Source organism: Kitasatospora purpeofusca (genome assembly GCF_000718025.1).
Lineage (GTDB): Bacteria > Actinomycetota > Actinomycetes > Streptomycetales > Streptomycetaceae > Kitasatospora > Kitasatospora purpeofusca.
In genome coordinates this window covers 204,856-219,149 of sequence record NZ_JODS01000010.1, presented here as the reverse complement: position 1 = coordinate 219,149, position 14,294 = coordinate 204,856, and the positions used below count along the sequence as shown (strand labels likewise).

The 14,294-nt window shown below is 73.9% G+C and carries 12 protein-coding genes; 8 read left to right on the top strand and 4 right to left on the bottom strand.

Annotation, left to right across the window (positions count from 1 at the left end; all coding sequences use genetic code 11):
* The first annotated feature begins 35 nt into the window (after nucleotides 1-35).
* The 3 genes from IF01_RS0117085 (at nucleotide 36) to IF01_RS41845 (ending at nucleotide 2,747) form a co-directional block, all read left to right on the top strand.
* Nucleotides 36-932 carry a hypothetical protein gene (locus IF01_RS0117085; protein WP_051755522.1) on the top strand — a complete coding sequence of 299 codons (897 nt, stop codon included), beginning with the start codon at nucleotides 36-38 and terminating at the stop codon, nucleotides 930-932.
* Between the two features lie 100 nt (nucleotides 933-1,032).
* The gene (locus tag IF01_RS0117080) at nucleotides 1,033-1,662 is read left to right on the top strand and encodes an RNA polymerase sigma factor (protein WP_030394290.1); all 630 of its coding nucleotides are present in this window, start codon (nucleotides 1,033-1,035) and stop codon (nucleotides 1,660-1,662) included.
* Entirely contained in the window at nucleotides 1,659-2,747 is a 1,089-nt protein-coding gene (locus IF01_RS41845; protein WP_051755520.1) for a CU044_5270 family protein, read from the top strand. Before IF01_RS0117080 ends, IF01_RS41845 begins: the two co-directional genes overlap by 4 nt.
* Here the strand turns inward: IF01_RS41845 and IF01_RS45555 are convergent, their stop codons facing one another.
* Complete coding sequence (locus IF01_RS45555) at nucleotides 2,748-3,704, bottom strand: helix-turn-helix domain-containing protein (RefSeq protein ID WP_208624321.1); 957 nt, start codon at nucleotides 3,702-3,704, stop codon at nucleotides 2,748-2,750.
* A 174-nt stretch (nucleotides 3,705-3,878) separates the two neighbouring features.
* Nucleotides 3,879-4,316 (bottom strand): ATP-binding protein, encoded by a 438-nt coding sequence (locus tag IF01_RS0117065; RefSeq protein WP_051755518.1) that lies wholly within the window; start codon nucleotides 4,314-4,316, stop codon nucleotides 3,879-3,881.
* A gap of 270 nt (nucleotides 4,317-4,586) precedes the next feature.
* Between IF01_RS0117065 and IF01_RS0117060 the strand changes: the two genes are divergently transcribed.
* Both IF01_RS0117060 and IF01_RS45550 read left to right on the top strand, forming a co-directional pair.
* Nucleotides 4,587-5,402, top strand: a complete 816-nt coding sequence (locus IF01_RS0117060; protein WP_244215532.1) for a helix-turn-helix domain-containing protein — start codon at nucleotides 4,587-4,589, stop codon at nucleotides 5,400-5,402.
* 17 nt (nucleotides 5,403-5,419) lie between these two features.
* Entirely contained in the window at nucleotides 5,420-5,641 is a 222-nt protein-coding gene (locus tag IF01_RS45550) for a DUF397 domain-containing protein (protein ID WP_341845491.1), read from the top strand.
* 148 nt (nucleotides 5,642-5,789) lie between these two features.
* Here IF01_RS45550 and IF01_RS0117055 read toward each other — a convergent pair whose 3' ends face one another.
* Nucleotides 5,790-8,609, bottom strand: coding sequence for an FtsK/SpoIIIE domain-containing protein (locus IF01_RS0117055; protein ID WP_030394285.1), 2,820 nt, complete (start codon nucleotides 8,607-8,609; stop codon nucleotides 5,790-5,792).
* Between the two features lie 428 nt (nucleotides 8,610-9,037).
* Between IF01_RS0117055 and IF01_RS0117050 the strand changes: the two genes are divergently transcribed.
* The 3 genes from IF01_RS0117050 (at nucleotide 9,038) to prfB (ending at nucleotide 13,724) form a co-directional block, all read left to right on the top strand.
* Nucleotides 9,038-11,023: a serine/threonine-protein kinase gene (locus IF01_RS0117050; protein WP_030394284.1), complete on the top strand. Its 1,986-nt coding sequence runs from the start codon at nucleotides 9,038-9,040 to the stop codon at nucleotides 11,021-11,023.
* Between the two features lie 225 nt (nucleotides 11,024-11,248).
* The gene (locus IF01_RS0117045) at nucleotides 11,249-12,508 is read left to right on the top strand and encodes a serine/threonine-protein kinase (RefSeq protein WP_030394283.1); all 1,260 of its coding nucleotides are present in this window, start codon (nucleotides 11,249-11,251) and stop codon (nucleotides 12,506-12,508) included.
* Between the two features lie 103 nt (nucleotides 12,509-12,611).
* On the top strand, nucleotides 12,612-13,724 hold the full coding sequence (gene prfB, locus IF01_RS0117040; protein WP_030394282.1) for a peptide chain release factor 2: 1,113 nt from the start codon (nucleotides 12,612-12,614) through the stop codon (nucleotides 13,722-13,724).
* A gap of 103 nt (nucleotides 13,725-13,827) precedes the next feature.
* On the opposite strand, the gene IF01_RS0117035 is transcribed toward prfB, so the two are convergent.
* Nucleotides 13,828-14,022 (bottom strand): hypothetical protein, encoded by a 195-nt coding sequence (locus IF01_RS0117035; RefSeq protein ID WP_030394281.1) that lies wholly within the window; start codon nucleotides 14,020-14,022, stop codon nucleotides 13,828-13,830.
* Between the last annotated feature and the right edge of the window lie 272 nt (nucleotides 14,023-14,294).

Sequence of the window (14,294 nt, the reverse complement as noted above, 5' to 3'; positions counted from 1 at the left end):
GATACGGTGACCCCCGAACGAGGGGATTGAACACTGTGTCGAAGTCATGGGCCGGGCGGAGCGGAGAGGCCGGGCAGGCCGGGCGGGCAGGACGGGTCGGGCGTCTGACCGGAGCCGCGCTGGCGGCCGCGCTGCTCGCCGGAGGGGCGGCGGCCTGCGGGTCGAACGGGGCGGGCGCCGACGGCGCGGGGGCGGTCGCGGGCCGGGCCGGTGCGCCGCCGACCGCGAGCCCCACGCCGTCCGCGACCCCGGAGCCGTTCTCCGCTCTCGTCGGCTACCGCGGGCTCAAGCCCGGGATGACCAAGGACGTCGCGCTGGCCACCGGCGCCCTGGAGGCCGCCCCCGTGTCGCTGCTCAACGGCTGCACCGACTTCGCGTACCGGAGCGGCCCTGCCCCGGACCCGGTCCGGATGGCCGCCGAGGAGGCGCTCCAGGCCAAGTACGTCCAGGCCAACGCCCGGAACGAGGCCGCGAGGAAGGAGACGGAGGTCTTCCCGGCCCCTCCGGCCAGCTACTCGGCGAAGGACGTCAAGAGCTTCACCGACCGGATGGCGGCCTTCCAGGAGAAGTCGAAGGCCCGCCAGGAGGCGCACGAGCAGCTGATGAAGGTGTTCGACGAGCTGAAGGCGGCCCGTGAGGCCCGGGACCTCGCCTTCCTCACCACCGGCCGGGCCGGCTTCGGCCTGGAGGGCCTGCGCGAACTGGTCGCCCCCGCCGGTGCGCGCACCGCCGAGGGCATCGGGGCGGGCTCCACGGTCGCGGAGCTCAAGGCGGCCTACGAGGTCCAGGGGCTCCAGCTCGGCAAGGACGGCAAGTACACCCTGTGGGCCGGGATCGGCCAGGTCGAGCAGGGGTGGCGGTACGAGTTCACCGTCGACGCCGAGCGGGTGACCGGCCTCGCCCTGGCCAACCGCGACACCTACTGCTCCTGAGCCGTTCCCGGGTCGGCTCCCGGAACCGCTCTCGGAACGGCCCTCGGAACGGCTTCGGAACGGCTTCGGAACCGCGACGCTGCCGCGGACAGGTGGAGGTGTGGAGCTGTCACAGCGGGGACGGATACGGAACGGGGACCAATGGGCGTTCGGGGAGCTTTTCGATCAGTCGGCAGACGACCTGTACCGGTACGCGGTGCGGGTGTCGGGGGACTGGGCGGTCGCGGAGGACATCGTCCAGCTGACCTTCCTGGAGGCGTGGCGGCTGCGCCACAAACTGCGCGAGAGCGACGAGCCGGTCCGCCCCTGGCTGTTCGGGGTCGCCGCCAACGTGCTGCGGAACACGACCCGGGCGGCCCGGCGGCACCGCGCCGCGATGGAGCGGCTGCCACCCCGGGACGTGGTGCCGGACTTCGCCGACGAACTCGTCGGGCGGCTTGACGACAGCGCCCAACTGGCCGCCGCGCGGCGGGCGCTGGAGCGGCTGCGGAAGGCGGAGCGGGAGGTGTTCGGCCTCTGCGTCTGGGCCGGGCTCGACTACGCCAGTGCCGCCGAGGCGCTCGGGGTGCCGGTCGGAACGGTGCGTTCGCGGCTCTCGCGCGCCCGCACCAAGCTCCGGGCGCTCGCCGAGGAAGAACTGCAAAAAGGGCGGGAACTCCGCCCCGAGCCCGGACAGGTACGGGTTGGCCGCACCGATGCGGCCCGGTCGACACGGGAGACGAACCGATGAACGAGCACGAGCGTGCCGAGCTGGCCCGGCTGTTGCCGCCGCCGGCGCGGCCCGAACTCTCCTCAGACCGCCACCGGCTGTTGAGGGGACATCTGATGAGTGAGATCCGGGACACGAAGCCCGCGCGGGTCCGGCGGGGCAAGCTCGGCTGGGTGGCGATTCCGGCCCTGGCGGGCGGTCTGGCCCTGGCGATGGTCCTGCCGGGCGGCAGTGACGGCGCGGCCTCCAAGGCCCCGCTGGCCCAGCAGCAGAGCGGGCAGCAGGTCCAGGGCGAGCAGCAGCCGGCCGAGAGCGGCAGCACCACGCTGAACGTCGCCCCGGTCGCCGCCGTCCAGCTGCTGACCCAGGCCGCCGACACCGCGGCCGGCAAGCCGGACCCGAAGCCCGGCAAGAACCAGTTCGTCTACATCGACAGCCTGGTGTCCTTCGCGGGCACCAACCTGGCCACCGGCGAGACGAAGGTCGACGCGCCGCACCGCCGCCAGATCTGGCTGTCGGTGGACGGCAGCCAGTGGGGCGTCCTGAAGGAGGAGGGCAAGTTCGGCAAGGGCGAGGCCGCCGCCAAGGAGGGGGACAAGCGACCCGCGCCGCGTCCCGACGGCGGGCTGTGGATCGACCCGACCAAGAAGCCGAGCATCGGCGCGCCGACCTACAACTACCTGGCCGGTCTGCCGACCGACCCGGACGCGCTGCTGAAGAAGATCTACGCCGAGACCAAGGGCCAGGGCCGCACCCCTGACCAGCAGGCGTTCGGGACCATCGGGGACCTGCTGCGCGAGCAGATCGCCCCGCCTGCCGTCAGCGCCGCCCTCTACCGCGCCGCCGCCAAGATCCCCGGCGTCACCGCGGTCGCGGACTCGGCGGACGCCTCGGGCCGCCACGGTGTCGCCGTGGCGCACGAGGACAGCGGTGTCCGCACCGAGTGGATCTTCGACCCGAAGAGCCACGAGTTCCTCGGTGAGCGCGAGGTCGTCGTCACCGACGGCGACTTCGGCAAGGCCGGTACGGTGGTCGGCCACACGGCGGTGCTGGGCCGCTCGATCACCGACAAGCCGGGCGACGAGCCGAAGCAGAACAACGCCTGATCACGTCCTGAGCGAAGCTGTGGGGCCCGGTGGAAGCGGGCCCCACAGCCGTTTCGGGGCAGTGCTGTCGTGAAGTCCGGCTCCATCGTCCCTTCCTGCCGTTCGCACTCTCGCCGAGGGCACATGGCCCGTCAAGGGGGTGCCGTGGCCCGGATGTCCTCCTCGGTGGAGGGCGGCGCGGGCGAGGGTGGCGCCAACGGCGGCGGTGACCGGGGTGCTCGGGGCGATCTCGGTGCAGGGGCGGCAGGGGCCGGGGCGGCGGACCGGGTCGTGGCAGTGGGGGCACTCGGAGTACGTGGCGGGCGCGGCTCCGGCGCGCGGGGGTGGGAGTTTGCGCCGGAGCCGGTCGCGGAGGAGCGCGACCGGCGAGTGCAGTTGGGTGGGCAGGCCGGGCAGCAGGGCGTGGGCCAGGTCGGTGGCGGTGCTGCCGTGTTCGAGCCAGCGGCAGACGAGCGGTGCGAGCGCCTGCGCCTCGGCGAGCCCGAGGCGCAGGCGCGGTTCGGGTCGGAGGGCGCGGAAGAGTGCGGCCACGGCTTCGCGGGTCTGCTCGTCGGGCAACTCGGCCGGGAGGGTGGGTACTTCTTCCGGGTTCTTTACGGGAGGGGCGTCAGGGCGGCCGGTGTTCCGTCGACCGGCGACCGGACGGGCGACATCCGGTGGCACGAGCTGCGGGACGTCGAAGACGTGGGCCTCGGAGCGGATCGTCCCGTCGGGGCGTCGGACGCGGACGACCCAGTAGTACCCGGCGTCGGTGAGTTCCTTGAGCGCCCGGCGGACGGTGCCGCGCCCCTGGGGGCTGGTGTCCGCCATGTGTCTGCCGTCCTCGCGCCATCCGTCGGGGCGCGAGAGGAGATCGGCGAGGAGTCCGCGGGCGGTGAAGCTGAGTCGCCGGTCCTGCAACAGGCCGTTGGGAAGCACGGTGAATGAGCGCGCGTGGGCGCTACGATGAATCTGCATCTGGAGTTGCTGCTCCTGGTGCCGGACCCCGGGGTGTTCCACCACCGCCGGGGTCTTCTATGTTCTGTTGATAATGCGGAACGTAGCACATTCGCCACGGAGCGTGCGAAGCGTTCGGGATTGAAAAGGGTGGGGCCGAGGGTCTGCCCTCGGCCCCACCCTTGGGTATCGGGGTCATGTGGCGGCCCCGATCGGGTAGGGCCCGCACTCGCACCAGACGACCTTGCCGGGTCCTTCGGTGCGGGCGGAGTGCCCCCACTTGAGGGCGAGGGCTTCGACGAGGAGCAGGCCGCGGCCGCACCCGTCGGTCGCGGCCGGCTGCCGGGGGACGGGCGGGTGCTCGCTCGCGTCGTGGACCTCGATGCGGAGGCGGGTGTCGTCGACGTCGAAGAAGACCCGGATCAGCCGCCCGGGCATCCCCGAGTGCAGCACGGCATTGCCGACCAGCTCCGAGGTGAGCAACTCGCCGACCTCCAGGAAGTCCTGGCCGCCCGGCACGGTGTCGAGCAGCTCGCGCAGCATCCGCCGCGCGAGCTGCGGCGATCTGCGGGAGCGGGGGAACCAGGCGTTGCGCGCGGACGTCGGGTCGGTGGGCCTGTCGGTTCCGGGCATGGGGGAGCCACCTCCGGTGGGTTGGGGGGTGTCCGGGCGAACTGGCAGCCCGGTGGAGGGTGATGGGCACAGGAATGCCCGAGCGGTCATCACTCAGCGTGGATGAGTGAGCCACTTTGGGTAGCATGCGCCCGGAGTCGGAATCTTCGCAACTGTTCTTCGAAGAACAATTTCCGATCTTGGTAAATGGGTACTCTGAGGCCATTCCACCTGTGGAGTCGGGGAGTTGATCACTTGTCCCAGTTGCGCCCATCAGTTCGACGCCGTCGCGTGGCGAGCTTGCTTATCCGCCATCGGGAGGCGGCGGACAGAACGCCCGACGAGGCGGCGAAGCGGATCGACTGCCATCGTTCGAAGATCAGCCGCATGGAGAATGCCTGGCTGCCGATCTCCAGCAGCGAGTTGCGCGATCTGCTGATGTTCTACGGCGTGGACGACCCGGTGTACGTGGAGGAGGTCGTCGCGCTCAACCGGAAGAGTGCGGAGCGAGGTTGGGCGCAGCAGTTCGACATCTCCCCGCCCTCGTATGTCGACTACATCGACTACGAGGAGAGCGCCAGTCACATCCGCTCGTTCCAACCGATGATGGTGGCGGGCCTGTTGCAGACGGCGGACTATGCGCGCGCGATCTATGAGGCTTCACCATTTGACATCCCGCCGCAGCGGATCGATGAGCTGGTGGCGGTGCGCCTGCAACGGCAGAGGTTTCTGGATCACGCTGAGTCGTCCAGGCTCAGCGTGATCCTGGGAGAGGCCGCACTTCGTGGACAAGTAGGCGGAGTGGGGGTCATGCGGTCACAGTTGGAGCACCTGCGGCAGGTGAGTGACCGCCCGAACATCGAGTTGCAGGTGCTTCCGTTCAGCGCGGGTGCTCATGCGGGAATCATGGGCTCGTTCGTGCTCTTCAGCTTCCCGACTTCGGCCTTCTCCGATGTCGTGTGTCTGGAGCATCGGGCAGGCATGCTCTATCTGGAGACGCAGGAGGAGACGTCTGCCTATACGCTCACGTTCGACTCGCTGCGGTCGAGTGCGTTGAGCGTCTCCGAGAGCCTCGACCTACTGGCCCGGGTCGGAGGAGAGTTGTAGCTCGGTATCAAGCGGAGGTGCTGAAGGTGTCTGTTTCCGATCTCAGTCGCGTGAACTGGAGGAAGAGCACGTTCAGTGGAGAGACCGGGGACTGCGTCGAGGTTGCCGATGGGGCTCCCGGGGTGCTGCCCGTGCGTGACTCCAAGGATCCGTCGGGGCCTTCTCTCGTCTTCACCCATGAGGCATGGGGAGCGTTCGTCACCGCTGTGCGTGTGGGGGAGTTCGGCGTCGGAGGCTGAACGTTCTTTCTCGGTCGGCCTGCGTCCATGGACGCAGGCCGACCTCTGGTTCGCCTCTTGCCAGGCCGCGACCCGTCCGGGGCGCGGCCTTGTTCTGTGGGCCCGCGTCCTAGGAGGCGGGCCGACCTTCCTTCGACTTCGTCCAGGGTCAGCGCGCCGCCGCGCGCTGGAGGGCGCTGGCGAGGAGGGCGAGGTCGGTGGGGCCGTTGCCCAGTTCGCGGACCGGGCGCCGTGCCGGTGGGGCACCCAACTGGAGCGGGTCTATGGCGACGACGGTGGGGCGCAGGGTGGCGGTGCGCGGGATGCGGCCGCTGATGCGGGCGGTCTGGAACGCGGTGACGCCGCCGTCCGGCAGGCGCAGGTAGCCGCGGCCCGGAGTCGTGTCCGGCAGGGCCGCCGCGTCGCCGAGGTGGATCAGCAGGTCGGAGTCGGCCGGGTCGTCCGTCCGCAGGGCGATCCGCAGCAGGGCGGCGTCGTCGACCTCGGTGCCGGTGGTCTCCTCCGGGTGCCCGGTGGTCACCGCGAGGTGGATGCCGAGCGGCCCGCCGCGGCGGGCGACGGCGGCCAGGGCCCGGGCGAGCGGGCGGCCGGCCGGGGACGTCGGTGCGAGGAGGGCGTCGTAGTCGTCGACCACGACCACCAGCCGGGGCGGGCAGGGCCCGGAATCCCCCGCCGCCGCCGGGGTGACCGGGCCCTCGGGGCTGCGCGGCTGGATGATGCGCGGGGTGCTCGCCGTGGGCGCCGGGGCGCCGACGGTGGCGGGGACCGGGACGGGCTCCCCGTCGAGGATGCGGGCGGCGTGCCAGGAGGCGAAGTCCAGGCCGTCGAACAGCCGCTCCCGCATCGCGAGCTCGTCCTCCAGTGCCTCGGCGGCGAGCAGCGCGCCGCGCGGGTCGGCGTCGGCGTTCACCAGGCCGGTGACGTGCGGGAGTTCGGTGCAGCCGGCGAGCCCGTCCTCGGTGGCCCGGCCCTCGACCACGGTGACGGCGAGGCGTTCGGGCCGCTCGGAGACGGCGAGCGAGGCGATCAGGGTGCGCAGCAGCTCGGTCTTGCCGGAGCCGCGGGCGCCGCCGATCAGCAGGTGCGGGCCGCCCGGGTCGGGGGAGGGGAGGGTGAGTTCGGGGTCGGCGAGGTCGAGCACGCACAGCTCGTCGCGGGTGGTGCCGAGCAGGGCGGTGGCGGCGCCGATGCCGCCGGCGTGGGCGTCCCAGCGGGCGGAGAGCTTGGCCGGGGTGACGGTGTCCAGCTGGAGCAGGTCGAGCAGGCGCAGCGCGTCCGGCAGCGGTCCCCGGTTGGCCGGGGTGGCCTCGCGCAGCGGCGCGAGGACCCGGGCGAGGCGCTCGGCCCAGGCGTCGGAGACGGCGTCCAGGGAGATCTCGTGCAGGGTCTCGCGACCGCGGGCGACCGGGCCCGGGCGGTCGAGCGACAGCTGGGTGCCGACCTCGCCGGTGATCAGCGCGGTGGCGCCGAGGCCGCGGGGCAGCAGTTCGGGCTGCTCGGCGAGGCAGACGGGGAAGATGCCGACCGCCGGACCCTGGCGCAGCAGCAGGTCGAGGGCCTGCCGGGCGGCCTCGGTGGCCGGGCGGCCGTCGACCACGACCACGGTGGCGGGGTGGCCGCCGAGGCCGACCGGGCCGCTGAGCCGGGTGGTGAGCTCGGTGAGCCGGGCGGCGGCCTGCTCGTCGTCCAGGCCGAGCAGCAGCCGGCAGTCCTGGCCCTCGGCGGGCCGCAGGTGGGGCAGCCACAGCGCCCAGGCCCAGGTGTCGACGCGGTCCTGCGGGGTGCGCGCCGGGTCGGCGTCGACCACCACCAGGCTCAGCCCCGTCGGTGGGTGCAGGGCGGCGAGCTGGGCGACGACGGCGCGGGTCAGCGCGTCCAGCCGCTCGCGCGGGCCGCTGAGGCCGAGGCTGCCGGCGGTCTGCAGGTCGAGGGTGACCGGGACGGCGGGGAGCACGGTGCCGGGCGAGGTGCCGGGGCCGCCGGGCCGGTCGGCGGTGCCGAGCCGCAGGGTGAGCGCGTCGGGGTGGCCGGGGCCGCGCTCCCAGAGCCGGGGCCCGCGGCCGACCGCGTTGAGCAGGAGGGTGGCGAGGTCGGGCCAGCGCTCGCGCTGGGCGGCGGCCTGCCGGGTGCGGACGGCGGCGTGGTGCCGCTCGGCGCTCTCCTCGGGCGGTTCGGCGGCGGAGCGGCCGAGCCGGAGCGAGAGCAGGCCGCGCCCGCGCCCGGTGGGCGGTTCGGGCGCGCTGGGCGGCTCGGTGACCGGTGGGGCGGTCCGGGCCGGGGCGGGGGCGGCGAGCTGGAGGTGGCCGTGGCCGTCGGGGAGCGCGGCGCGGGCGGGCGGCCCGGAGCCGTCCCGGGTGTCGGGGACGGTCACCCGCAGGGTGGTCTCGCCGAGCCGGAGCAGGCCGGTGCCGTCGAGCGGGACGGCCTCCTCCGGCGCTCCCGGCGGAACGATCCGTCCGTCCACGGTGGTGCCGTTGGTGGAGCCGAGGTCGCGGACGGTGACCGTGCCGTCCTCGGCGAGGTGCAGGGCGAGGTGCAGCCGCGAGACGTCGGGGTCGTCGACCGGGACGTCGGCCTCGCCGGAGCGGCCGACCCGGATCTCCCGGCCGTGCAGCCGGTGCACGCCGCCGGCGTCGGGGCCGCCGACGACGCGGAGTTCGGCGGCGGCGGGGGTGTCGTCCGGGTCGTCGGCGGTCGGGTCCGGCTCGTTGAGGGAGAGGACGGCGCCGTCGAGCAGCGGGGGATGGCCGAGCAGGGTGTGCTCGTCCACCCGGCGCGCCCCGGCGTAGAGGTGCACATGGGTGGCGGCCCGGGGCCCGCGCACGCCGACGGCGCCCGCGAGCGCCCCCGCGAGGGAGCCGAGCGCGGTGCCCACGGGTGCGGTGACCAGCACGTCCACGTAGGGGATGGCGGTGCCGGCGACTGCCGGTCCGCTGCGCGGTCGGAGGACGGTCAGCCGGATCTGCATCTCGCCCGCGGTCCCTTCTGCTGGTGTGACGCCGTTGTGCCGCTGCGCGGGGCCGCCGCGGGGGAGCGGGGGGTGGCCGCGACACCGGTTGGGCCACAAGAGTGGCGAGTGTCATCCTGCCATCCGTCACGGACAGTCCGCGCACGGTACCGGATTTGACGATCTTGCGATCATCGCCATGTTTGCGGGCGACGGAGAGTCAGGTCAACCGGTGCCCGGAAAGGCAGGCCCGGCGGCCCCGGTGGAACCGCCGGCGGGCCCTGCGGGTCTTCCCGTAGGGGATGTCCCCCAACCCGGGCGAACGCCCTGCCGGTCGACCCAAAAACGTGAACGGGCCCCGTTAGAGTGGCCGGAAACACGGGCCCGGCAGGCTCACCGCACCGGCGGAGGAGCCGCCCGCGCGGGCGGCACGGCGAGGAGTGCGACAGGTGCGGCCAGTCGGGAGCAAGTATCTGCTGGAGGAGACCCTCGGACGAGGGGCCACCGGCACCGTCTGGCGCGGCCAGGTCCGTGCCGACGTGGAAGTCCCCGGTACCGCGCCCGGGCAGCAGGTGGCGATCAAGATCCTGCGCGAGGAGCTCGCCGCCGACCCCGATGTGGTGATGCGGTTCCTGCGCGAGCGCTCGCTGCTGCTGCGGCTCACCCACCCGAACATCGTCAAGGTCCGCGACCTGGTCGTCGAGGGCGAGCTGCTGGCCCTGGTGATGGACCTCGTCGACGGCCCCGACCTGTCCCGCTACCTGCGCCAGAACGGTCCGTTCAGCCCGATCGCGGGCGCCCTGCTGATGGCCCAGGTCGCCGACGCGCTGGCCGCCAGCCACGCCGACGGCATCGTCCACCGCGACCTCAAGCCGGCCAACGTGCTGCTCGCCACCGCCGTGGTCGAGGGCACCGAGCAGATGCACCCGATGCTGACCGACTTCGGCATCGCCCGGCTCGCGGACTCCCCGGGCATCACCCGCAGCCACGAGTTCGTCGGCACCCCCGCCTATGTGGCGCCGGAGTCGGCCGAGGGCCGCCCGCAGACCTCCGCGGTGGACGTCTACGGCGCCGGGATCATGCTGTACGAGCTGGTCACCGGACGCCAGCCGTTCCAGGGCGACAACCCGCTGGCGATCCTCCAGGCGCACCTGGCCCAGGAGCCGCAGCGGCCGTCCACCATGCCCGAGCCGCTCTGGACGGTGATCGAGCGCTGTCTGCGCAAGGACCCGGCGCAGCGGCCCGGCGCGGTCTCGCTCTCCCGCGCGCTGCGCGTGGTCGCGGCGGGGGTGGGCGTGCACGCCTCCCCGGCGGCGGTGGACGCGGCGCTGGCCGTCGGCGCGCTGCTCGTGCCCGATCCGCAGCCGACCCTGGTGCCCGGCAGCGCCGACGCCGCGGGCCAGGGCCCGCTGGGCGGTCCGGGCGTGGCCGGCATGCCGTTCGGCGCCGAGGACCGCACCCAGGTGCTCCCGGCCGGCCAGGCCGCCCCCGGTCAGCCGGGCCAGGGGTACGACCCGGCGGCGGCCACCCGGGTCATGGGCACCCAGCCGCCCCCGTACGACCCCGCGGCCGCGACCCGGGTGATGCCGCCCGCCGCGGTGCCGCCGCCCCCGGCCGGGCCGCCGCAGGCCGACGCGCCGCACCCGTGGCAGTCCCAGCTGCGGGCCGCCCGGGACCGCAACCAGCAGACCGAGATCGGCTACTTCGAGCCCGAGGACTTCGAGGCCCCGCCGGTCGCCCCGCCGCCCTTCCAGGCCGGTCAGGGCCACCAGCAGCAGGGCCAGCAGGGCTACCAGCACCAGCAGCAGCCGGGGTACCGGCCGCCGCAGGGCTACCAGCAGGGCTACCCGCAGCCCGGTCAGCAGCCGCAGGGCTACCCGCAGCAGGGCCAGCAGCCGCAGGGCGGCGGCCACCACCAGGCCCCGCCCGGCTACGCCCAGCGCCCGCCGGTCGCCCCGCCGCCGTACCGCGGCGGCCCGGGCGGGCAGCAGCCCGGCGGCGGCCGTCCGCAGCCGCCCGCCGGCTACAACCAGCCGTCCCAGCAGGGCCAGGGCCAGCCGTACGGGCAGCAGCCGCCGGCCCCCGCGCCGTCGCAGCCGGCCCCGCGCCGGGCGGCCGCGGCCCCCGCCGCTCCGCCGCGCCGGGCCGAGCCGCCCGCGCCGCAGCACCGCGAGCCCCCGCAGCGCCGCGCCGAGCCGCCGCACGAGGCACCCCGCGAGGCGCCGCGCCGCGAGCCGCGCCCGCGCAGCCGCAACCGGATGTACATCCCGGGCCTGGGCTGTCTCAAGGGCTGCCTGATGGTGCTGCTGGTGCTCGCGGTGGCCGCGGTGGCGCTGTGGAACTTCACCCCGCTCCCCGAGTACTGGGCCAACGTCCAGGACTGGTTCACCAGCGCGAAGGACTGGGCGACCAATATCTTCGACTCGAAGAAATGACGGTGCCGCGGTGACGGCGGGGCGGCACCGGGGCCCGGTACCGGCTCCGGTCGGTGGAATTGACGTTTTGTCGACACTTCCCGGGAATTCCTGCCGTTTCCCGCCCGCCGAGCGGCCTCAGGCGGCCCGCGGAGGGTGTCCGGGCGCGTAGGTTGGTCGCTGTTGTCCCGCCCCACCGAGCGCACCGGACCCTCCCGGGGCGCTCCCGCCGCCCACGGAGCAGCATTGGCACGCAAGATCGGCAGCCGCTACACCGTCCACCAGGTGATCGGCCGCGGCTCGGCCGGGACGGTCTGGCTCGGCGAGGGCCCGGACGGTCCGGTCGCGGTCAAGCTGCTCCGCGAGGACCTGGCCGCGGACCAGGTGCTGGTCGGGCGCTTCGTCCAGGAACGGGCCGCGCTGACCAGCCTCGACCACCCCCGGGTGGTCGGCGTGCGCGACATGGTGGTGGACGGCAGCGACCTCGCCCTGGTGATGGAACTCGTCCAGGGCACCGACCTGCGCTCCCGGCTGGAGCGCGACGGCGCACTGCCCCCGCAGGCCGCCGCCTCGATCATCGCGGACGTCGCCGACGGCCTGGCCGCCGCCCACGCGGCCGGAATCGTGCACCGCGACGTCAAGCCGGAGAACGTCCTGCTCGACCTGTCCGCCGCCCCTGGGCCCGGCGGCGCGCCCCGGGCCAAGCTGACCGACTTCGGGGTGGCCCGGCTGGTCGACGCCCCCCGCCGCACCCGGGCGACCAGGATCATCGGCACCCCCGACTACCTCGCCCCCGAGATCATCGAGGGCCTGGAGCCGCGCGCCGCCGTCGACATCTACGCCCTCGCCACCGTGCTCTACGAGCTGCTGGCCGGCTTCACCCCGTTCGGCGGCGGCCACACCGGGGCGGTGCTGCGCCGGCACGTCACCGAGCAGGTGCCGCCGATCCCCGGCCTGCCCGACGGCCTGTGGCGGATCATCGCCGAGTGCCTGGCCAAGGCCCCGGCCTCGCGGCTGCGCGCCGCCGAGCTGGCGGCCCGGCTGCGCGAGCAGCTGCCCGCCCTGGCCGGACTGCCGGTGCTGGCCGTCCCGCAGCAGGGCCGGGCGCCGGCCGAGGAGCAGCTGACCCCGGGCGAGGCGGTCTACGCCGAGGTGGACGCCGCCCCCGGCACCCACAAGCGCCGCCGCGGCCCGGCCGTCCCGCTGGTGCCGGGCGCCGCCCCGGACTCCACCCGGGACACCCACACCAGCCTGCGCCGCCCCTCCGCGCACGAGCTGGCCTCCTACGCGGCCGAGTCGCGGGCCCAGCGGACCGCCCCGGGCACGGCCCACCGCCGCGACCGCCAGGCGCTGCTGCGCCGCCGCCGGATGCTGGCCGTGCTGCTGGCCACGATCCTGCTGCTGGCCGGGGCCGCGGCGGCCTGGACCGCCTTCGCCGCGACCGTCCCGGACGCCGGTCCCGGCCCGCGCCCGGCCACCTCCGCGACGGCTCCGCGGGCTCCCTGACCGACGCCGTCCGCGCCCCGGGCGGCCGCCCCGGCGGCGCACTCCGGGCCCCGGAGGCCCCCGGGGTCGTCATGTGCACCCCGGGAACCATTACCCTGGGGGCGTGGCAGCCGTCGATCCTTCCGAAGAGCTCAAGAACCTCGATACGACCCTGGGGTCGATCGAGGCCGTCCTCGACCTGGACAAGATCCGGGCCGACATCGCGGTCCTGGAGGAGGAGGCAGCGGCCCCCAGCCTGTGGGACGACGTCGCGAACGCGCAGAAGGTGACCAGCAGGCTCTCCTTCCTCCAGGGCGAACTGCGCCGGGTCGAGGGCCTCCGCGGCCGCTTGGACGACCTGGGCGTCCTGTTCGAGCTGGCCGAGGCCGAGAACGACGCGGACACCCGCGCCGAGGCCGAGGTCGAGCTGACGGCCCTCGCCAAGTCGGTCGAGGAGCTGGAGGTCCGCACCCTCCTGTCGGGCGAGTACGACGCCCGCGAGGCGCTGATCAACATCCGCGCCGAGGCCGGTGGCGTGGACGCCGCCGACTTCGCCGAGCAGCTGATGCGCATGTACCTGCGCTGGGCCGAGCGGCACGGGTACCCGACCGAGGTCTACGACACCTCGTACGCGGAGGAGGCCGGCATCAAGTCCGCGACCTTCACCGTGAAGGCGCCCTACGCCTACGGCACCCTCTCGGTCGAGCAGGGCACCCACCGCCTGGTCCGCATCTCGCCCTTCGACAACCAGGGCCGCCGGCAGACCTCGTTCGCCGGCGTCGAGGTGCTCCCGGTCGTCGAGCAGTCCGACCACGTCGACATCGACGAGTCGGAGCTGCGCATCGACGTCTACCGCGCCTCCGGCCCCGGCGGCCAGGGCGTCAACACCACCGACTCGGCGGTGCGCATCACGCACATCCCGACCGGCGTGGTGGTCTCCTGCCAGAACGAGCGCTCGCAGATCCAGAACAAGGCGTCCGCGATGAACGTCCTCCAGGCCAAGCTGCTGGAGCGGCGCCGCCAGGAGGAGCGCGCCGCGATGGACGCGCTCAAGGACAGCGGCAGCTCCTGGGGCAACCAGATGCGCTCCTACGTGCTGCACCCGTACCAGATGGTCAAGGACGTCCGGACCGCGTTCGAGGCCGGCAACCCGCAGGCCGTGCTGGACGGCGACATCGACGGCTTCATCGAGGCCGGCATCCGCTGGCGCAAGCAGCGCGAGACCGCCGCGCAGTAGTCGACAGCGGTGGACGTACGGGAAGGGCCCCGACCGGAGTTCCGGTCGGGGCCCTTCCCGTATGTCCGTGTACCGCGGGGTACGTGTACCGCCGGTACCTTCCTCAGGCCAGTGCCTGCCGCGCGAGCAGCACCACCGCGAGCAGCCCGGCCAGTACGGCCAGCAGCATCGCGGGGGAGAGCGCGGCGAACGGACCCTGCTGCTCCTGCAGCCTGGCCCGGGTGGCCCGGCAGGCGGGGCAGCGGCCGTCGCTGACGCGGCCGTTGCAGTTGGCGCACACCAGATGGTCGCAGGTCATGCGATCTCCTCCTCGCTGCTACTGCCAACGCACCGGAGCGGGCCTTGGTTCCTCGTTGTGCCCTGTGCGGCGGAGCGGTCGGGCCCGACCGCACCCTCCACTCTGCCAGGTTCCGGCCGTTCCGGCCCCCGGGCTGTGAGATGGCTCCCAATTTTCAGGGCATAACCGGGCATTCTCCCCCAGTTTTCTGCCGCTGTCACTCCCTGAACCTGCGGGCCGGGCGGGCCTTCGCGTATGGTCCCAAGCCGGGAGCGGCCGTTCCGCTCCCCTCG